At 53.5% G+C, this 19,163-nt stretch carries 17 protein-coding genes and 1 riboswitch; of the genes, 15 read left to right on the top strand and 2 right to left on the bottom strand.

Features of this window, described 5'->3' with window-relative positions:
- Positions 1-19: 19 nt before the first annotated feature.
- From AC0YOA_RS05365 to AC0YOA_RS05355, 3 genes are all read left to right on the top strand, one after another.
- Positions 20-1,147 carry a PAS domain-containing sensor histidine kinase gene (locus AC0YOA_RS05365; RefSeq protein WP_475785810.1) on the top strand — a complete coding sequence of 376 codons (1,128 nt, stop codon included), beginning with the start codon at positions 20-22 and terminating at the stop codon, positions 1,145-1,147.
- Between the two features lie 196 nt (positions 1,148-1,343).
- On the top strand, positions 1,344-2,066 hold the full coding sequence (locus AC0YOA_RS05360; RefSeq protein ID WP_475785734.1) for a C40 family peptidase: 723 nt from the start codon (positions 1,344-1,346) through the stop codon (positions 2,064-2,066).
- Between the two features lie 260 nt (positions 2,067-2,326).
- The gene (locus tag AC0YOA_RS05355) at positions 2,327-3,532 is read left to right on the top strand and encodes a multidrug effflux MFS transporter (RefSeq protein ID WP_475785733.1); all 1,206 of its coding nucleotides are present in this window, start codon (positions 2,327-2,329) and stop codon (positions 3,530-3,532) included.
- A 128-nt stretch (positions 3,533-3,660) separates the two neighbouring features.
- On the opposite strand, the gene AC0YOA_RS05350 is transcribed toward AC0YOA_RS05355, so the two are convergent.
- A complete protein-coding gene (locus AC0YOA_RS05350; protein ID WP_475785732.1) occupies positions 3,661-5,463 on the bottom strand; it encodes a sensor histidine kinase in 1,803 nt (600 codons plus the stop codon).
- Positions 5,464-5,479: 16 nt separating this feature from the next.
- Complete coding sequence (locus tag AC0YOA_RS05345) at positions 5,480-6,208, bottom strand: response regulator transcription factor (RefSeq protein ID WP_475785731.1); 729 nt, start codon at positions 6,206-6,208, stop codon at positions 5,480-5,482.
- A gap of 265 nt (positions 6,209-6,473) precedes the next feature.
- Here AC0YOA_RS05345 and AC0YOA_RS05340 point away from each other — a divergent pair, with 265 nt between their 5' ends.
- The 12 genes from AC0YOA_RS05340 to AC0YOA_RS05285 all read left to right on the top strand — a co-directional run bounded on the left by AC0YOA_RS05340 (position 6,474) and on the right by AC0YOA_RS05285 (position 19,152).
- A complete protein-coding gene (locus AC0YOA_RS05340) occupies positions 6,474-7,796 on the top strand; it encodes an ABC transporter substrate-binding protein (RefSeq protein ID WP_475785730.1) in 1,323 nt (440 codons plus the stop codon).
- Between the two features lie 45 nt (positions 7,797-7,841).
- Positions 7,842-8,786, top strand: a complete 945-nt coding sequence (locus tag AC0YOA_RS05335; protein ID WP_475785729.1) for a carbohydrate ABC transporter permease — start codon at positions 7,842-7,844, stop codon at positions 8,784-8,786.
- Positions 8,783-9,619, top strand: a complete 837-nt coding sequence (locus tag AC0YOA_RS05330; RefSeq protein ID WP_379113025.1) for a carbohydrate ABC transporter permease — start codon at positions 8,783-8,785, stop codon at positions 9,617-9,619. Before AC0YOA_RS05335 ends, AC0YOA_RS05330 begins: the two co-directional genes overlap by 4 nt.
- A 34-nt stretch (positions 9,620-9,653) precedes the next feature.
- Positions 9,654-10,940, top strand: a complete 1,287-nt coding sequence (locus AC0YOA_RS05325; protein WP_475785728.1) for a hypothetical protein — start codon at positions 9,654-9,656, stop codon at positions 10,938-10,940.
- Between the two features lie 145 nt (positions 10,941-11,085).
- Positions 11,086-11,187: riboswitch (TPP riboswitch) on the top strand.
- A gap of 117 nt (positions 11,188-11,304) precedes the next feature.
- Positions 11,305-11,940 (top strand): thiamine phosphate synthase, encoded by a 636-nt coding sequence (locus AC0YOA_RS05320; RefSeq protein WP_475785727.1) that lies wholly within the window; start codon positions 11,305-11,307, stop codon positions 11,938-11,940.
- Positions 11,924-13,078 (top strand): glycine oxidase ThiO, encoded by a 1,155-nt coding sequence (gene thiO / locus AC0YOA_RS05315; protein ID WP_475785726.1) that lies wholly within the window; start codon positions 11,924-11,926, stop codon positions 13,076-13,078. Before AC0YOA_RS05320 ends, thiO begins: the two co-directional genes overlap by 17 nt.
- On the top strand, positions 13,062-13,265 hold the full coding sequence (gene thiS, locus AC0YOA_RS05310) for a sulfur carrier protein ThiS (RefSeq protein WP_210039620.1): 204 nt from the start codon (positions 13,062-13,064) through the stop codon (positions 13,263-13,265). Before thiO ends, thiS begins: the two co-directional genes overlap by 17 nt.
- A gap of 1 nt (position 13,266) precedes the next feature.
- Positions 13,267-14,034 (top strand): thiazole synthase, encoded by a 768-nt coding sequence (locus tag AC0YOA_RS05305; protein ID WP_475785725.1) that lies wholly within the window; start codon positions 13,267-13,269, stop codon positions 14,032-14,034.
- Positions 14,031-15,047, top strand: a complete 1,017-nt coding sequence (locus AC0YOA_RS05300; RefSeq protein ID WP_475785724.1) for a thiazole biosynthesis adenylyltransferase ThiF — start codon at positions 14,031-14,033, stop codon at positions 15,045-15,047. The genes AC0YOA_RS05305 and AC0YOA_RS05300 overlap by 4 nt, the downstream gene beginning before the upstream one ends.
- Positions 15,048-15,162: 115 nt before the next feature.
- Entirely contained in the window at positions 15,163-16,518 is a 1,356-nt protein-coding gene (locus tag AC0YOA_RS05295) for a uracil-xanthine permease family protein (RefSeq protein ID WP_475785723.1), read from the top strand.
- Positions 16,515-17,654, top strand: a complete 1,140-nt coding sequence (locus AC0YOA_RS05290; RefSeq protein ID WP_475785722.1) for a LuxE/PaaK family acyltransferase — start codon at positions 16,515-16,517, stop codon at positions 17,652-17,654. The genes AC0YOA_RS05295 and AC0YOA_RS05290 overlap by 4 nt, the downstream gene beginning before the upstream one ends.
- Positions 17,655-17,676: 22 nt before the next feature.
- The gene (locus AC0YOA_RS05285) at positions 17,677-19,152 is read left to right on the top strand and encodes an acyl-CoA reductase (protein WP_475785721.1); all 1,476 of its coding nucleotides are present in this window, start codon (positions 17,677-17,679) and stop codon (positions 19,150-19,152) included.
- Positions 19,153-19,163: the final 11 nt, after the last annotated feature.

Below are 19,163 nucleotides of genomic sequence, written 5' to 3'. Positions count from 1 at the left end.
AAAAAGCCATGAGTCCGAAATGATTGGTCAGCATGTGGAGGCATTGCTGTCCAGCCTCGATCATGTGATCCGGGACGAGCAAAGCCGCGGCGCCATCAAGCAATCGCTCAAGCAGCTGGCCGATGTCAAATTTGCTCTTGATGAGTCCTCCATCGTTGCTTTGACCGACCACCGTGGACGCATCCAGTACGTGAACAAGAAATTTTGTGAAATCTCGCAATATGAGCGGGAAGAGCTGATCGGACGTGATCATCGGATCATTAATTCGGGGTATCATGATAAAGCGTTTATGCAGGAATTGTGGCAGACGATCAGCTCCGGCCGGGTATGGTTTGGAGAAATCCGCAACCGTGCGAAGGACGGTAGCTATTATTGGGTAAGCACGACCATCGTTCCGTTCGTGGATGAAGAGGAGCGGCCTTATCAATTTCTGGCCATCCGCAATGAGGTAACAAGGCTCAAGAAGGTGGAGCAGGAGCTTCAGGAAATGATTGCGAATGTGATCCGAATTCAGGAGGATGAGCGGCACCGGTTTTCCCGGGAGCTTCATGATGGAATCGGTCAAAGCCTGTTCTTCCTGCAAATCCAGCTTGACCGTTATATTTCCGGTCAAGAAAAGGGACAAGAGGAACTTCAGGGCATCCGCGAAATGGTTTCCGGTCTTATGGCGGATGTCCGCGGTCTGGCTTGGAAGCTTCGTCCTTCGGTGCTGGATGATCTCGGCGTGGTGCCGGCGATTCGAACCTATATCGAGAATTATTCCTCGCATTACGGTATCGATGTAAAGTTTACCTGCAATCTCCGCAAAAGGCTTGATATACAGGCAGAAACAGCGATCTACCGCATCGTTCAGGAAGCGCTGACCAATATCGCCAAGCATGCCGACGCGGCTGAAGCCGAAGTGTCAATGCTTGAGACCGATGCGGGAATCACCGTGCAAATCAGGGATAAAGGTCATGGCTTCGATGCGAAATCTCACACCAAGGGCGTGGGATTGTTCAGCATGGAAGAGCGGGCACGTATCGCAGGGGGCCAGGTTCAGCTCGCAACAGAACAGGGTCTCGGCACAACGGTGACACTTCTATTGAAGCGTGAACAAACGCAGTTCGATAACGGCAGCTCTGCAGAGGAAGGTTTCAGGGACTGACAGACTTATGTTGTCTATTTTGTCAAGGCTAATCTGCTCAGCAAATTCTCATCAATCTCTCATAATCGCAGGGAAATGCAGGTGGTGAAAGGGTTTTCTTAACCAATGGGAAATGGTGGGCGTTTAAAGTTGTGTTATGGTGGTATTAGGTGATCGCCAAATCCAACTTTCCTATTGGGAGGGAGACATGGACAACATGAAAAAAAACCACATGGTCAAAATGATCGCAGGAATCGGCTTCAGTCTCACGGTTGCCTTTTCCGGCAGCATACTAATCACACCCCAGTCAGCTCAAGCGGCTGTTTCCTCCAGCGCCTCAACTGCGGACAACGTGATTGCAACAGGAAAGCAGTTTCTGGGCGTTCCTTATAAGTTTGGGGCAAAATCGGGAATAACCAGCTCATTTGATTGTTCCTCTTTTGTCCAATATGTATTCAAGCAAAATGGGATTGATCTTCCCCGTTCCTCGCGCGAGCAGGCGAAGGCTGGAACCAAAGTAGCCAAAAGCGATCTGCAGGCCGGCGATTTGGTATTCTCCGATACGAACGGAGACGGAACGATTAATCATGTCTCGATTTATATGGGTGACGGACAATTGCTCCACACTTACCGGGTCGGCATAGGCGTTACAATTTCCGATTTTGCGGGAAGCACGTGGGATCATGATTTTGTTACGGCACGTCGTGTCATTTCGGAAGATCAGGCGTCACAGCCTGTTGATGATGGTTCGCAGCCCGCTGTGAATGCTCCGGCAGATCAGCAATCGGATGATCAGACAACTCAGCCCGCAGACGATAGCTCACAGCCTGCAGATGATAGCTCACAGCCAGCGGTTAAGGCTCCGACGGATCAGCAAACGGGCAATCAGTCATCTCATTGGGAACATAACGAAGGATGGAAATCCGGCAACCGGCACTGAGACCGCCACGAGGACTAATCCAACTTTATATCTTTTCGAACAGAGCTGCCTTCATGGCGGCTTTTTTGCCGTATTATACCGGCTGCAGATTCAGTACGGCGGCTTTTTTGAAAATTTAATATTATTTCATTACTCTACGAAGCAGAAGGATGTGTTATTATAGAATTCAGCCGTTTTTACAATAAATGATAGCCAATATAAGAAAGGAAGATACTAACCTTTTTACCAACATCCAGTAGCAGTTAGGAGAAGCAGCAGCAATGACAACAGTAAAAAAGAAGCAAAATTCAATACGGTTTGCCTTGATTTTAGGCGCGTTTTCAGCGCTTGGTCCGCTTACGATCGATATGTATTTGCCCTCATTCCCTGAGATTGCAGCTGATTTTGGAACAAAAGCTTCGTTGGTTCAGTTGAGCCTGACCGCGTGTCTGGTCGGATTAGGTTTGGGACAGCTGATTATGGGCCCTCTGAGCGATGTTCATGGGAGACGCAAGCCTTTATTGATTTCACTTGTTTTCTATTTAATCGCTTCGTTTGTTTGTGCGGTCGCCCCGAATATTATTTTCTTCATTGCGGCCCGGTTTATACAGGGCTTTGCAGCCTCGGCCGGCATTGTCATTTCCCGTGCCGTCGTCCGGGATCATTACAGCGGCCGTGAATTGACCCAGTTTTTCTCCATACTGATGCTGGTGAACAATGTGTTCCCGCTTATTGCTCCTGTAGCAGGCAGCGGCGTCATCTCCTTTACATCGTGGAACGGCGTGTTTATTACACTTGGCATCGTGGGGATTCTTCTGGTTATCACGGCTGCCTGGAAGCTGGAGGAAAGCCTGCCGGTAGACAAACGTGTTCCCGGCGGACTTGGCGAGCTGTTCAAAAATTTCCAGGTCCTGCTGAGGGACAGGCAGTTCATGGGATATGCGCTTGCGCAGGGCATTATGATCGGCGGAATTTTCGCCTACGTATCCGGCACGCCGTTTATTTATCAGAACATCTACGGAGCGTCTCCACAGCTGTTTGCCCTGTTATTCGGAACTAATGGGATCAGCCTGATTCTTGGCTCCCAGGTGGTTGGCCGTTTGGCCCATCGGGTATCGGAGAGCCGCTTCCTGACGATCGGGCTGCTGCTCGCGGGGACGACCAGTATCGGGGTTCTGTTCGTCATTCTCTTGAAGGGCCCGTTGTTTGCGCTGGTTGCGCTGCTGTTCATATTTGTCGCGTCAATCGGCATCACATCGACGGCTTCCTTCTCGCTGGCGATGGAGACGCAGAGTCATATCGCGGGGAGCGCATCGGCCCTGCTTGGACTGTTCCCGTTCGTAATTGGCGCCATCGTTTCCCCACTTGTCGGGGTTGCCGGCGAGTACACGGCTGTTCCTATGGGCGTTATTCTGCTGTCGACCAGCTTCCTGGCCCTGCTTGCTTACTTTGGACTCGTTAGAGTGCCCAAGACAAGGCTTGCTTGAGTATCAGCGTCAGCCAGCATGCGAAAAAAGCCTGCACCCTTTGCCGCAAAGGGTGCAGGCTTTTTTGTCAGGACTGCCGATTGTCTGTGGTGTGTTGGTGGCTTGCAGGTTTAACCTTTGCGGCCTCATTAAGACTGCCGGGCTTCGATCGGGACGGTGATTTCCACACTTGTTCCCCATCCGTCCTTGCTGAGGATGCGCAGGCCATGCTCTCTTCCATATGAGAGAATCAACCGTTTGCTGCTGTTGGACAATCCGATATGACCGGAGCCGCTCCGGGAGGAAGCGTCCCCGCTGTGCACGGACAGCACTTCTGTGCCTTCAAGCCTGTCCCGTACTTCTTTAAGACGCCGCCTGTTCATCCCCCTGCCATTATCGATTACCCGAATCCATACGTTGGGGGATTTATGATGGATTTTAATCTTGATTGCGCATCTTCCCGTCTTCTCCTTAATTCCGTGATAAATGCTGTTCTCGATCAAAGGCTGCAAAATCAGCTTCAGGATCGGCAGATATCTGGTATCGTCATCCACATCCCAAATAATCGAAAGCTTGTCTTTGTTTCTGACTTTCTGGATTTCCAGATAAATTTCCGTGTAGCGGATTTCCTCGTTTACAATAACCGTTTGCTTCGGGCTGCTCAAGGCGTATTTCAAAATATCGCTCAGATGCTCGATCATCTTGCTGGCGTCATTAGGTCCGCCGGACAGTCCAAGCGTCTTCCAGTTGATAATTTCCAGGGTATTGTACAGAAAATGGGGATTAATTTGCGATTGCAGCGCCAGCAGCTCCATGTATTTCAGTTCGTAGCTTCGATTGGACAGCTGTGTTTTCAGAAAATCCTGTTCGATAAACGTTTTGATAAAATTTTGCAAAATAAAGCCGTATTCATCCGAAACCTTATTCAACTGCATCGGCAGAGGCCGGTCATGCTTGGCTGCTGAAATAATCGACACAATGTTCTTTAAGTTATTGTAGTTGCGTTTGGTCAAAATATAGGTGATGGCAATCCCGATCAGAAATGAGGCAATCAGCAGAATGAAAGTAACCTGCCGCAGCAGCGTAGGCACGCGGTACAAGACATCCTGCGGAATAAGCAGGATATAATGAAGCTCATGCTGTTCGGACTGAATATGGGATACCGCATAGCTTTGAGTGCTTGTCCGAAGCGGCAGCTGGTCCGCAGTGGAAGCGCTTATCTGCTGCAGATCGGTCGCAGATAAATCCGGTATCCGGTTGCTGTGAAAAAGAATCCGGTCCTGCTGATCGGCAATGAGCAGCGTTTGCTCCTTGGAAGGAGCCAGATCCTGCAGCAGGCTGTCGATATAGGCCGGTGATATATTCAATACCAGAATACCGGTCGCCTGCTTCGAGCCTGGTGTATACAGCTTGCGGTAAATGGTGACGATCCTGTTCTTCCCGAGGCCGAACCGTTCGATATCGCGTTCTTCGATCCACGTATCGTCACTGTTTCCCGTCTGATAGGAGCGGAACCAGTCGATATCGTAGAAATTGCCGATCGTGGCAAGCCCCTCGGTCGAGGTGAGCACCCGACCGGCAGGGTTGTCGTAATAGACATAAATCGAATCGATATAAGGGCGCGCATTAGCCGGAGAGCTCAGGAAGTTGATGAATAATTCCAGCTGCAGAACCTGTTCGTACTCCAGACGGGTTGCGTTCAAGATCGATTTAAGGCGCACGGATATATTGTGATTGGCTTGGTAACTTAATGACAGCGTATCCATCTCATTGAGGATCAGCTCCAAAGAGTCTCTCGTTTGCGCCAGCAGATTCCAGTTTTTCTGGGTTACATCATTTTTGATAAAATGCTGGGTGATCAGTATCGAAAAAGCGCCAAAAATAAGAATAGGCACCATTAAAGGCACCAGAAAGAAAAGAAGATTTTTGAACATATATTTCTGCTTCCACATCGTTAGGCTTCCTCTCTTACTGGCCGCTTCGAAATTGTCTCGGATTTCTTCCGTAGAAGGCCTTGAACGCTTTGGAGAAGTTCTTGGGATTGCCGTAGCCCACCAGCTCGCTCACCTCATACGTCTTGTACTGGGGGTCCGACAAATACTGTGCAGCCTTCTCCATCTTCACGGAAAGAACATAATCGCTGAAGGACTGTCCGGTCTTCTTTTTGAAATAGGTGCTGATATAATACAGATTCATATGGACAATCCGGGAGACGTCTTTTAATTGAACGGTCTGAAAATGCTCCTTTACATAGTCTTTCATTTTTCGGATCATGATATCGCTGTCCTGGTCATCCTCATGAACAGGTTCGGATTGCCGCTCCTGATCAAGCTCGATTTTTAATTTCTGGAACACCTGGGCCAGCTCCTGGTATTTAGTCGGCTTTACGATATAATCTCTGGCACCGTAAACCAGCGCCTCCTTGATGAGCTCGAATTCCTTGTGTCCGGTCAAAAATACGATCCGGGTCGGATCGCCTATCGCTTTCAGATCCTTCGCCAGCTCAAGTCCGGATTTGACCGGCATCTTAATGTCGCATAATATAACATCCACCGCATGGCCGCGGATAAAGTTGAGCGCTTCCAGTCCATTCTCCGCTTCACCCGCAACGTGGAATCCAAGCTCGTCCCATGGAAAATAGCTGCTGATGCCATGCCGGATTTCATATTCATCGTCCACGATAAGCAATTGATACATGTTCGGGTCTCCTTATCGTATTATGCAAGCGTTTTAATCTGATTATATCATGGGAGGGAGAATGCTTTGCGGATAATCTATAGCTGGCATCCCTTTTCTTAAAATAACGCCCCTTTATGGGGAACGATTCCCAAAGCTTCTAAAGCAAAGGGGTATAAACGCGAGTCCGGTGCATACCAAACCGCGGCATGAATTGATAAAGTGTCACTAAGAAAACGTATATGCTGCTGATCAATCAAAAAAAAGAAAAGGGGTTGTAAGCAATATGATGAAAAAAGGGATGGCTTTACTGCTCGGCGTCTTTCTGCTTGGTTCGTTTGCGCTTGCCGGATGCGGCAATTCCGGTTCGTCAACCGGTAATGGGGGAGGCGAGCAGGAGAAGGTGACGCTTCGCTTCCTGTGGTGGGGCAGCGATGCCCGGCATGAGCAGACACTGTCCGCACTGGACAAGTATATGGAGCTGAATCCGAATGTCAAAGTCGAGGCTGAATACAGCGGATACGAGGGCTATGAGCAGAAGCTGAAAACACAGCTGGCCGGCGGGACTGCGCCTGACCTCATTCAGGTGGATCAGCCCTGGATTTACGATTTTTCCACTCAGGACGATATGTTTGCAGATTTGAATACATTCAAGGATATTATCGACCTGTCCACCTTCGACGAGAAATTTCTGCAGGATTATTCGGTTCTGAACAATCAGCTGCAGGGCCTTCCGACGGGGTCGACCGGAATGATCATTTCCTACAACAAAAGCTTTTTTCAAAAATATAACATACCGGAAGACATTCAATTCGATTGGGACAATCTGCTCGAAATCGGCAAGAGAGTCCACGATGAGAGCGGCGGTGCGGATGTGCTGCTGAATGCCGGGCCGAACACCTTCCTGGCCATGTTCAAATCCTATGTCAGGCAGAAAACAGGCAAGCAGTTCATTCAGGACGATTATACGCTGGGCTTCGATAAACCGCTTGCCGTCGAGGCGCTGGGATATTTGGAGAAATATCTTGACGCCGGCGTTGTTCAGCCTTTTGCGGAATCCGCCCCTTATCAGGATAATCTGGACAAGCATCCGAAATGGTTCAAGGGAGAGTTCGGCATGACGAAGAACTGGCCTTCAACCATTCCCTCACTGCAGGATGGAGTCGATTTCGAAGTGGGGGCACTGCCTGAAATTATAATGAAAGGCGCGCTGACGACGGCGGTGGTCAATCGTCCATCACAGCTGCTCTCCATTGCGAAGAGCTCCAAGCATCAAGAGGAAGCGGCCAAATTGATGAATTGGCTGCTCAATGATAAAGATGCGGCTGTTATTCTCGGAGATGTACGCGGCGTGCCGGCAAGCTCAGCCGCTCTGGATGCGCTGGAAGGCGCGGATAAGCTTGATTCGGTTATCGTGGATGCGACGGAGCTGGCACTGAAAACAAGCGGCGAGCCGGAGAACGGAATTACCAACAATGCCGAGCTGATCAAAATTGCCACCGACATCATGCAGAAGCTTGGTTATCACAAAAGCACACCGGAAGAAGCGGCCGATGAGATTATCAAGGAACTGACTGCCAAGCTGGAGGAAATCAAAAGTCATCAATAATTCACTGGACTCATCCATGAATGGGCAAAGGAGGGAACAGAGCTTGTGAGTGAATCAGTATCCAATGCCGCTGCAGCGAATGCGAAGCTCAAGTCACCCAAAAAAAGCAGGAACCGCAGATGGAAATATATAGGCTTTCTCTATATCGGTCCATGGCTACTCGGGTTTGCTATTTTCGAATTATATCCGTTTATCTCATCCCTGCTGTATTCGTTTACGGATCTGAATATGTTCAAGAGTCCCAATTTCGTCGGTCTTCAAAATTACATCGAGATGTTTACCCGTGACAAGCTGTTTCTGCAATCGTTGAAGGTTACCTTTATCTATGCCGTCATCGCGGTCCCCTTGAAGCTTGCTTTCGCTCTGTTGATTGCCATTCTTCTGAACAGAAAGCTGAAGGGGATCAATTTCTTCCGCACCATTTATTATCTGCCTTCCATTATGGGAGGCAGCGCCGCGGTAGCTCTGCTCTGGAGATATCTCTTCTCCAGGGAAGGGCTGGTCAATCAGATGACGGGGAAGCTGAGCATCGCTCCGATCGATTGGCTGGGAAGTCCGGATATTGCCCTGTATACGATCAGCGCGCTGACAGTGTGGCAGTTCGGATCGTCCATGGTCCTGTTCCTCGCGGCGCTCAAGCAGGTGCCCGGTGAGCTGTATGAAGCGGGGCGGATCGACGGGGCATCCCGGTCCCGGATGTTCGTCAGCATCACGTTTCCGCTCATTACGCCAATTATTTTCTTTAACCTCATCATGCAGATGGTGAACGCTTTCCAGGAGTTTACCGCGGCGATGGTGATTACAAGCGGCGGACCGCTGAATTCCACCTACCTGTACGGGCTGCTTATTTATGAGAACGGGTTCAAGTATTTTAAAATGGGCTACGCGTCAGCACAATCCTGGGTGCTGTTCGTCATTATAATGATTTTTACACTGGTTATTTTTAAATCCTCATCCAAATGGGTGTACTACGAAGATGGTGGCAAATGATGAAGAATCTGTCCAAAATCGGCGCTTACCTGGTATTGATCGTATTCGGCTTTATTATGATCTACCCGCTGCTCTGGATGGCGGCGGCTTCCTTCCGGTCCAATGCAGAGATTTATACTTCAATCGGATTAATTCCGAAGCGGGTGATCTGGGACGGTTTTGTGGAGGGCTGGAAGGGCTCCGGTCAATTCACGTTCGGAACGTTCTACGCCAATTCCTTTCTGCTGGTCGTTCCCACTGTCATCGGTACGGTCGTCTCAAGCGTTCTTGTCGCCTACGGATTCACAAGGTTTCAATTTCCGCTGAAGAAGGTGCTGCTGGCAGTCATGATAGCAACATTGATGCTGCCCCATGCGGTGCTGATCATTCCGCGTTACCTGCTGTTCCGGAATTTCGGATGGCTGGACAGCTATTTGCCATTTGTCGTTCCGGCTTTCCTCGGGGGATATCCGTTCTTCATCTTTATGATGGTTCAATTTATACGCGGTCTGCCGAGCGAGCTGGATGAATCGGCGAAAATAGACGGCTGCAATTCCTTTACGATTCTGACCCGGATCCTGATGCCGCTGTGCAAGCCTGCGCTGTTCTCCGTCAGTATAATTCAATTCATCTGGCTGTGGAATGAATTTTTCAACACGCTGATCTATGTGAACAGCGTCAGCAAATTTACACTTCAACTGGCGCTGAGAATGTCAATCGACGCCACCTATGATATTCAATGGAATCAGATCATGGCGATGTCATTACTGACGATGCTGCCCTGCATGATTATCTTTTTCCTGGCGCAAAAGCATTTTGTAGAAGGAATTTCTACAACCGGATTGAAGGGTTAATAGAGTACTTTTATTTGCGGGGAGGAATATTTATATGCTGCATCCATTTATGGGAATCAAGAATTATGGCAAAGTAGGCATGTCGGTAGCGGAATCATCCCACAAATTGCATCGAATCGGCTATGTGGACCGCAGATTGATGAAGCTTGAGGCCGGGCATATGGTGGCGCGCCCCGAATACGAGGTGAAGGGGGCGCTTTCCCGCCTGATGTGGCAGGATGCCTCGCATTGCGATCAGCTGCGCAGCCGCTGCAAGCAGCTCCGAATGAGCTCGTCGGCCTTCGACAAGTCGCCGGACCCGAATCTGGAGCTGCTGATGGACGAGGTGCTGAAATCCGCGGATACGCTGCAGCTGATGAGAGCGTTGTTCGAGGTGGTGAAACCGGATCAAATCCGCTCTGCGCGGGCATATATGGCAAGCGCCCAGCCCATTGTCGATGAGCCGACGATTCATTTATTGAAGCATCAATTGATGGACCGGGAGGAGCAGCTGGAGTGGGGGAATGAGGCCGTACGGCATTTCACGGCCGAGGCCACTGAGAAAGAGGTGACCGATGCCGACCGCTGGGTCGGATACCTTCGTAATTTGCTGGCTGCAGCCGGAGGGATTGACGGGGATCTCGCCAAGGAGGAGCCCGATCCAGAGCTTGCGGTTGCCGCCCAGCCATTCGAGCTGCCTGCTTCCAGCACGCGCGACGAGCGGTTCCGCAGCGCAGTGAGCAAATTCAAGGAATTTCAGTTCGAGGACTCCGAGGCGGGCCGATTCGAAATGATGATGTTTACGCGCTTCTTCGAGATGTCTCCGGCGGAAGCGGTTGCCTGCGTCCACTTTCAATCCGAAGGCAAGCCCTGGGAGTTCTACCTTGATACCGCCAGGCATGCCTGGGACGAGGTCAGACATTCCTGGTTCGGCGAAGCGGCGCTGCGCGTCAAGGGCTATGATATATACGACAAGCCGAACTGGACGGGCTGGCTGGACATGACGCTGCAGCTGTTCGAGCCGGACGAGGCCTATACGCATCTGACGATTGCCATTGAGAAAGCGGCGATGAAATACCCGCCTGGCAAGCGCGAGGAATGGGAATTTTGCCGCGACATTGCCCGGGATCCGCTCATGACGACCTTCCAGGACTTCGACTGGGCCGATGAAGTGGTGCATGCCGGTTTCGGGCAGCGCTGGATCGTGAATGACGTGCATAAAGGGGATCTGAAGCAGGCGATGACTTCCTCGGCAGAAACAGTCGAGAAGAGAGGGGCCTATATGGCGAAGTTCGACCATCAGGGAGCAGAGCCGAAAAGCCCGTATGCCGGCGGGTATTGAGAGGAAAATAATGTCCCAACGCTTACCCTTTCAGATGCGGCTTCTTCCTGGCCACATAAGGTTGGACCCGCATATTTGCAGCCTTCCAACAGATTTTTATTTGCTTTTTCTAGCATTCGTGATAGTATAAAGCCAATTGCATAGGATGTATCACTAGGGGAGCCGAATGGCTGAGATTGAAGATGAATTCAAACCCTTTGCACCTGATCTGGGTAATACCAGCGTAGGGAAGTGGTCTCACGATTGGTCTATCGGCATATGAATAAGTATGCTATTGCCTAGTTGAACAGGGCCGCCTTCTTATCTGGAGGGTGGTCTTTTTTGTGTTTTTATCCATACCGTAGTCTGGGAGGGCGGTGATAGTTTGACGGCACTGGAATTACATATAATTTCGGATGGCCGGCAGGATCTGGAAGCCTATGCGAGGACTGCCGGGAAGATTCATCCGTATGTGACTTCCTTTCATCTGCGGGAACCGGCGAGGAATGCTTTCGAGCTGTGGCAGGGCGTGCAATCTCTGCTGGCCGAAAGCGTTCCGGCCGGGAAAATAATGATTAATGACCGTATCGATGTAGCTTGGGCCGCCCGGCTGCAGGGCGCTCAGCTATCCTACCGCAGTTTGGGCGTAAGAGAAGCCAGAATGGCTTTTCCCGGACTTCGGCTGGGCTGCTCCGTGCATGGAATAGAGGAGGCTGTCCTGGCCGGGCAGCAGGGAGCGGATTTCCTGATTTATGGCCATATATTCGCAACGGCTTCCAAGCCGGGGCAGGAGCCGAGAGGGATCGGCGCTCTGGCGCATATGGTCCGGAGCGCAGATATACCCGTAATCGCCATTGGCGGAATTAATCCGGAGCGCGTGCAGCAGGTTCGGGCAGCAGGAGCAGCGGGTGTAGCGGTGCTGTCGGGCATTATGCAGGCGGCGGATCCTCTGCGGGCCGCCTTGCAGTATGCCGAAGCTTTGAACAGACGAGGAGACGAATCAGATGACGAATACTTTTGATGCGATCATTGTGGGCGGAGGGGTGATTGGAAGCTCGATCGCTTACCATATGGCGGCAAGAGGCATGAAGGTTGTGCTGCTGGAGCGTGACCGGCTTGCCGGGCAGGCCTCCAATGCCGCTGCCGGCATGCTTGCCGCACAGGCGGAAATCAACGAAGCGGGGCCATTATTCGAGCTGGCCCTCCGCAGCCGCGCGCTCTTCCCCTCACTTGCCGCCCAGCTTCGAGAGCTCAGCGGAATTGATATCGGTCTGGAGCGCAAGGGGCTGCTTCGCATCGCCACAACCGTCGAACAGATGAACGAGCTTCAGCATGCGATTGAATTTCAGCGCAAAGCGGGGCAACAGGCAAGCTGGCTGACCGGTCGTGAGGTTCGCAAGCTCGAGCCGGCGCTTGCCCCGGATATTTTGGGCGCCATGCTTGTTGAAGAGGACGGGCATGTGCTGGCCCCGGAGCTTTCCCTTGCTTTTGCCAAGGCAGCCGCGGCGCTGGGAGCGGATATACGGGAATATGCGGAGGTTCAATCGCTTGTGCTGGAGCAGGGCTCTGTATGCGGCGTCCGCACCCGGGACACAACCTTGTATGGCAGCCGCATCGTCATTGCCTCCGGCACCTGGAGCGGACCGCTAATGGAGCAGGCTGGACTTTCAAGTCCTGTTTTCCCTGTTCAGGGAGAATGCTTCTCGGTGCTTACCCATGCGCCGCTGGTGCAAGCGACGATCTTCAGCGATGATTGTTATCTCGTTCCCAAGAAGGGCGGACGGCTTATTGTCGGAGCCACGATGAGAGAGCATTCCTATGACCGCAAAGTCACGCTGGGGGGGATTGGCAAACTCCTCGAAGCTGCCAAGCTGCTGGTTCCGGATATTGTGCATGCGGAATGGGAAAAAGCCTGGTCGGGACTGCGGCCGCAGACCGCGGACGGATTGCCTTTCCTGGGGGAGCATAAGGAGCTGCGGGGCTTGTATGTGGCGGCCGGCCACTATCGCAATGGCATACTGCTTAGTCCCATTACCGGGCAATTGGCCGCTGATTGGGCGGAGGGAAAAGCGGCAGAGGCCGATTATCTCGACGCTTTTCGATTGAACCGGCAGATGGACATGAAAGGAGCGATGAACCAGGATGAATTTGCACATTAATGGCGAGAACGTTGAAGTGCCCGGTACTTTAGCATCCGTACACGACCTGCTCCGTCATTTCGGTTTGGAGGAGAAGGTAGTGATCGTTGAGTGGAACCAGAGCATTCTGGAAAAGTCCGCTCACCAGGATACCCGTCTGTCGGACGGAGACCGTATTGAGATTGTCCATTTTGTAGGAGGTGGCTGATATGTTGAAGATTGGAGCACATGAATTTCATTCCCGGCTGCTGCTCGGCACAGGGAAGTTCCCGGATTTTGAAATCCAGAAGCAGGCCGTCGAGGCTTCGGAATCGCAGATTCTGACGTTCGCCGTGAGAAGGATGAATATTTTTGAGGCTAGCCAGCCTAATTTTCTGGAGATGCTGGATGTGAGCCGCTACACGCTGCTGCCGAATACGGCAGGGGCCAAGACCGCGGAGGAAGCGGTGCGAATTGCCAGACTGGCCAAAGCTTCCGGGCTTTGCGATATGATCAAGGTCGAGGTGATTGGCGACTTCAAGACGCTGCTGCCCGATCCCATCGAGACGCTGAAGGCGTCCGAGATGCTGCTTGCCGAAGGGTTCACCGTTCTGCCATATACGTCCGATGATGTTCTGCTGGCCAGACGTCTGCAGGATTTGGGCGTGCATGCCATCATGCCGGGCGCATCGCCGATCGGCACAGGGCTTGGGATTATCAATCCGCTGAATCTCAGCTTCATTATTGAACAGGCGACCGTTCCTGTCATCGTGGATGCGGGAATCGGTACACCGTCGGATGCTGCGATTGCGATGGAGATGGGCGCTGATGGCGTGCTGTTGAACACGGCGGTCTCCGGCGCCAAGGACCCTGTCAAGATGGCTTTGGCGATGAAGCTTGCCATTGAGGCGGGAAGGCTGGGCTTCGAGGCGGGAAGAATTCCGAAGAAACGGTATGCGTCGGCCAGCAGCCCGATGGAAGGCTGGAGCTCCAATTGAACGGGCGTTATTCCAGGCAGGAGCTGTTTCCTCCCATTGGCACGGCCGGGCAGGAGAAGCTTGGAAGCAAGCATGTTCTGCTCATTGGAGCAGGAGCGCTGGGCACGGGCAACGCCGAAGCGCTCGTGCGCGCGGGTGTCGGGAAGCTGACGGTTGTGGACCGCGATTATGTGGAGTGGAGCAATCTCCAGCGTCAGCAATTATTCAGCGAAGACGACGCGAAGCGGCGGATGCCCAAAGCGATTGCCGCGAAGGAGCGGCTCCAGTCGCTTAATTCGGAGGTTGAGATCGAGGCGTTGATCATGGATGTGACGACCCGCGACATTGAGCAGCTGGTCCGGGGAGTGGATGTCATTATCGATGCTACGGACAATTTCGACACGCGGCTGCTTATCAATGATATTTCCCAGAAGCATCGTATCCCCTGGATTTACGGGGCTTGTGTGGGCAGCTACGGCATCACCTACACGATCCTTCCGGGCGAAACGCCGTGCTTGAACTGTCTGCTCGAAACCGTCCCGCTTGGGGGAGCGACCTGCGACACGGCTGGCATTATCAGCCCTGCGGTGCAAATGGTAGTCGCCTATCAGACGGCGGAGGCGCTCAAGCTGCTCACAGGCGGGCGCGAGGCGCTTCGCGGCAAGCTGACTTCCTTCGATCTGTGGAACAACCAGCATTCCTCCATCGCGGTGGAGAAGCTGAAGAAGGAGCACTGCCTCTCCTGCGGGAGCAGGCCGACCTACCCGTTCCTGTCGGCATCGAACCATACGAGAACGGCGGTGTTATGCGGAAGAGATACCGTTCAGATTCGTCCGCCCGCTCCCGTGAAACGCGACCTGGAAGCGGAAGCAGCCAAGCTGGCGCAGCAGGGGCGCGTAGAGTTCAACGGATATTTGGTCACGCTGCATATTGCCCCTCACCGGCTTGTGCTCTTCCAGGATGGAAGGGCGCTGGTGCACGGCACCAGCGATGAGGCCGAAGCCAAAAGCCTTTACCACCGCTATCTTGGATAGCCTGAGAAGGCGATGAACAAGTTATCGTCAGCGCTTCAGACGAATCCTGTCTGGTTCGGGAAGCAAGCTTCAAGTGTCATTCCAAGGTTAATGCAGGAAAGGGAGAATTATGAGCATGCAGGAACGAGAAAGCGCGCAGGACTTGCCCGAACAGGAGCCGGTCTATCTGAGTGTCGGAGTGGAAGAGAAGCTTCCGGCGCATAAAAATATTCTTTATGGCTTGCAGCATGTATTTGTATCCAATGTATGGCTGGATCCCGTATTTGTGGCCGCATTGATCGGTCTGCCGATGGCCCTTGCCGCCAATATGGTCAACGCGATATTCATCGCGGCAGGGCTGGTCACGCTGGTCCAGGCGACACGCCTGGTCAAGCTTCCGGTTGTACAGGGGCCATCGGCCGCCTTCGATTCCCTGATGATTTCCGCAGGCAAGGATAACGGACTGGCGGCGGCGGGCGGCGGCATTATTTTGAGCGGACTTATCGTCTTTGCATTGGCCGTTACAGGCGTGCTGGGCCGGTTGAAATCGATCTTCTCTCCGGTGGTTTCTGGCTCCGTGATTCTGGTTGTCGGGATTGCGCTCTCAGGCTTTACGCTCTCCGAATTTCTGGGCGGGTCGCCCGGCACGGACACCTTCGCGACCGCTCCGGTGCTGAGCATGTCGATTGCAACGGCGCTTGTCGTTATTTTGCTATCTGTATTTGCAAAAGGGGTTCTGCGTTCCTTCGCTTTCCTGATCGCGCTGCTGGTTGGCGATCTGATCGCGTTCGGATGGGGCCAGATCGACTTCTCCTCCGTTGCGGAAAAAAGCTGGTTCGGACTGCCGCATTTTCTCCCTTACGGCTCTCTCACCCTGGACCTGCCAACCTTCGCAACCTTCTTCTTCGCGTATGTGGTTGCAGTCATCGAAGCGATGGGCGTCTATCACGCCGCCTCGGATATGGTGCGCGTACCGCTGACCGCCAAGCGGATCCGGTACGGATTCTCCGGAGAAGCGGCAGGCTCGGTGGTATCCACGCTGATTGGCGGGTTCCCGACAACCGCTTATGCGCAAAATGTCGGGCTGCTGCGTCTTACGGGAATCGGTTCACGGCATGCAGTTACGGCTGCGGGCGTGATCTTCCTGATTCTCGGTTTTGTGCCTAAAGCCGGGGCGATTCTGGTCGTGACGCCTGGTGCCGTCGTGGGAGGCTTATTCCTGCCGGCCGCCGCTTCGCTGATCTATTCCGGTGTCGGCATCCTGGGCCGTATGGCCAAGACGGAAGCGAATTTCACGATTGCCGGCCTCTCCATCCTGCTGGCAATTTCACTGCCACCTATTTTTGAGGGCGCCGCAGGCTTTGCCGGTAAGTTCCTGTCCAACACGATCATGGTTGGCGCATTGTCCGCCATTGTTCTGCAGCTGCTGCTTGTCAACATACCCGGCTGGTTCCGGATATTCAGGCCCAAGCCAAGGGAGCTGAGCTCATGAGAAACGAATCCGCAGTCATTGTACAGGAAATTCTGGCTTTTATGGAGCGGTTCGGTGACCGATCGGTTGCCGAGAGCGGCGAACCTGCACTGGAGGAAGCCTACAATAAGCTGGCGCTGCAGCTTTTTCAGTACCAGTTTCAATATAATATCCCTTACCGGAAGTACTGCCAGGCGCGCCGGAAATCACCGCTCAACGTCCGGGAATGGAGAGGAATTCCGCCGCTGCCGATTCAGGGCTTCAAGGAGTTGACCTTGTCCTGCGAGCCGCCGGAAGAGGCGGAAGCGGTATTCATGACCAGCGGAACGACGAATGCGGACAAGAAGGGGCGCAATTACCACCCGACCCTTCAGGTGTGGGACAAGTCGATGGCTTTGTCATTTGCCGACTTCGTGCTGCCGGATCCCCGGCGGATGACGATTTGGGTTATCTCGCCAGGCAGCGATCTGAATCCGAATTCCTCGCTGTCCCGTTATGTCAGCCGGGCCGTAGAGCTGTATGGGAGTGAGGACAGCCGTAACTTCTATCATGCCGGATCGGGGCTTGATATAGAGGGGCTGGCTTCGGCAATGCAGGCTGTTCAGGGCCGCGTGGAGCCGGTTCTGATCCTGGGAACCACCTTCTCCTATGTTCATTTTCTTGATTATTGCCAGGCTCGCTCGCTTCAGTTCACTTTGCCCGCAGGCAGTCTCGTGTTCGATACCGGCGGCCTGAAAGGGCAGGCGCGGGAAGTGTCGGTGGAGGAGCTGCATCAGGCTTTTACAGCTGCCTTTTGTCTGGACCGCAGCCGGTTCGTGAATATGTACGGGATGACGGAGCTGAGTTCCCAGCTCTATGACCGGACGGTGAGCTCGAGTGTTTCGGATGCGCAGCCCATGTACGTGAAATCGGGCCCGGCGTGGATCAGAACGCTGGTGCTTGATCCCGATACGCTGGAGCCGGTCAGCCAGGGTGAATCCGGTGTTCTGGCCCATTTCGATCTGGCAAACTGGAATTCGAGTCTGGCTATATTGACCGAGGATACTGGCTATATGACCGACAGGGGATTGATGCTGGAGGGCCGCCTTCAGGGCTCGGAGGCGCGCGGCTGCTCGATCGCTGTCGATCAATTGAAGCAGGCGGCGTGGAATGGATAGGGAAGAAGGGGCCGTGGGGTGGGTGAGTCGGGAATCAGCAGCAGAGCCCCCTTTCTATCCGGCCTACGCGGTGCCCCGCGGAATTATCTTTGACGGCTTCACGGAACGGCGGCTTGAGACATCCGAGGGAACCGTCATTCTGTCATTTCCAATTCTGAGCCGGTCCAAAATAGAAGAAATTGCCGCGAAGGTGACAATGAATCGCACCGCTTACCTGGCTGGTCTGCGAACCGGCGAGATTGTGGATGTTATCGATGCCGCCGTGCAGCTGTGGACGAATCCGGATTATGAGCTGCGGAGGAAGGCGGAGAGCTGGCTTCCGGCTCTGACCGGCTATGACCGGGATATGATCAGGCTGGAGCTCAAACGATTCATGCGCTTGTTCCGCAGGAAAGAGCTGCTCCGTTTCCTGGAGGAGGAATTGGACTCAAGCGACGTGCTGGATGAATTCCGGCCCCGCAGAACCGGCGGGATGAGCAGAGCCTATGGACCGGAGCTCATCTATCAGGTAAGCTCGGGCAATGTTCCGGGTCTGCCGGTCTGGAGTCTGGTCATGGGGCTGTTGGTCAAATCTGCCATCCTCTCCAAGACCGCCTCGTCCGAACCTGTCATGGCTGTTCTGTTCACCGAGTCGCTGCGGCAAATCGACCCGAAGCTGGCTGATTCCATTGCCGTTCTTCCCTGGAAGGGCGGCAGCCTTGAGCTGGAGGCTCCGGCAATGGAGGCAGCGGAGGTCGTGGTCGCCTATGGCTCGGATGAAGCGGTCCGGCAAATCCGCGGCAGGCTGCCGGAGTATAAAAGGCTGGTCAGCTACGGACATAAAATCAGCTTTGCCATGGTGGGAAGGGAGGCGCTGACCCCCGACCGTTATCAGGATACGGTGCACCGGCTCGCTCAGGACGTAAGCACCTATGATCAGCAAAGCTGCCTGTCTCCCCACTCGGTGTTTGTGGAGTCGGGCGGTTCGGTGCCGCCGCAGCAGTTTGCCCAGCTGCTCGCAGCCGAGCTTCAGCGCTTTCAGCTCAGGAAGCCGCGGGCGGCTGTCACCAGGGAAGAAGCGCAGGCTATCCATGCGCTTCGGAACCAATACGAGCTGGCAGCCTTGAATGGAGCGGGAACCGCCGTTTACGGCAGCAAGCGAGGCACGGAATGGACGGTGATCTATCATCCCTCCGGAGAGCTGCAGGCTTCTCCCTTGAACCGGACGGTTCATGTCATTGGCTGTCTGTCGCTCGAAGAAACGATAGCGGCCATGCCGCTTCACCGGCAATACTCCCAATCTGTGGGGATAGCAGTGGGGCCGGCCCGGCTTCAGCGTCTTGCGGGACGCCTTGGCGCAGCAGGGATCAACCGGATTTGCGCCTTGGGCCAAATGACGCGCACGCCTGCCGGCTGGCATCATGACGGCCGGTACAATCTGCTGGATCTGCTGCGCTGGACAGATATGGAGTGGAGCGCAGAGCAGGGAGCGGAGCTGTATGATCCCGATATGGAATAAGCAGCAGAGGA

This window comes from Paenibacillus sp. JT22N12 (assembly GCF_056269365.1).
The sequence above is the reverse complement of the archived record's forward strand: the minus strand, read 5'-3'. Positions and strand labels throughout refer to the sequence as shown.

Coding starts and splice junctions, on each gene's coding strand:
- AC0YOA_RS05365 (WP_475785810.1), top strand. CDS start 20: ATGATTGGTCAGCATGTGGAGGCATTGCTGTCCAGCCTCGATCATGTG.
- AC0YOA_RS05360 (WP_475785734.1), top strand. CDS start 1,344: ATGAAAAAAAACCACATGGTCAAAATGATCGCAGGAATCGGCTTCAGT.
- AC0YOA_RS05355 (WP_475785733.1), top strand. CDS start 2,327: ATGACAACAGTAAAAAAGAAGCAAAATTCAATACGGTTTGCCTTGATT.
- AC0YOA_RS05350 (WP_475785732.1), bottom strand. CDS start 5,463: ATGTGGAAGCAGAAATATATGTTCAAAAATCTTCTTTTCTTTCTGGTG.
- AC0YOA_RS05345 (WP_475785731.1), bottom strand. CDS start 6,208: ATGTATCAATTGCTTATCGTGGACGATGAATATGAAATCCGGCATGGC.
- AC0YOA_RS05340 (WP_475785730.1), top strand. CDS start 6,474: ATGATGAAAAAAGGGATGGCTTTACTGCTCGGCGTCTTTCTGCTTGGT.
- AC0YOA_RS05330 (WP_379113025.1), top strand. CDS start 8,783: ATGATGAAGAATCTGTCCAAAATCGGCGCTTACCTGGTATTGATCGTA.
- AC0YOA_RS05325 (WP_475785728.1), top strand. CDS start 9,654: ATGCTGCATCCATTTATGGGAATCAAGAATTATGGCAAAGTAGGCATG.
- thiO (WP_475785726.1), top strand. CDS start 11,924: ATGACGAATACTTTTGATGCGATCATTGTGGGCGGAGGGGTGATTGGA.
- thiS (WP_210039620.1), top strand. CDS start 13,062: ATGAATTTGCACATTAATGGCGAGAACGTTGAAGTGCCCGGTACTTTA.
- AC0YOA_RS05305 (WP_475785725.1), top strand. CDS start 13,267: ATGTTGAAGATTGGAGCACATGAATTTCATTCCCGGCTGCTGCTCGGC.
- AC0YOA_RS05295 (WP_475785723.1), top strand. CDS start 15,163: ATGCAGGAACGAGAAAGCGCGCAGGACTTGCCCGAACAGGAGCCGGTC.
- AC0YOA_RS05290 (WP_475785722.1), top strand. CDS start 16,515: ATGAGAAACGAATCCGCAGTCATTGTACAGGAAATTCTGGCTTTTATG.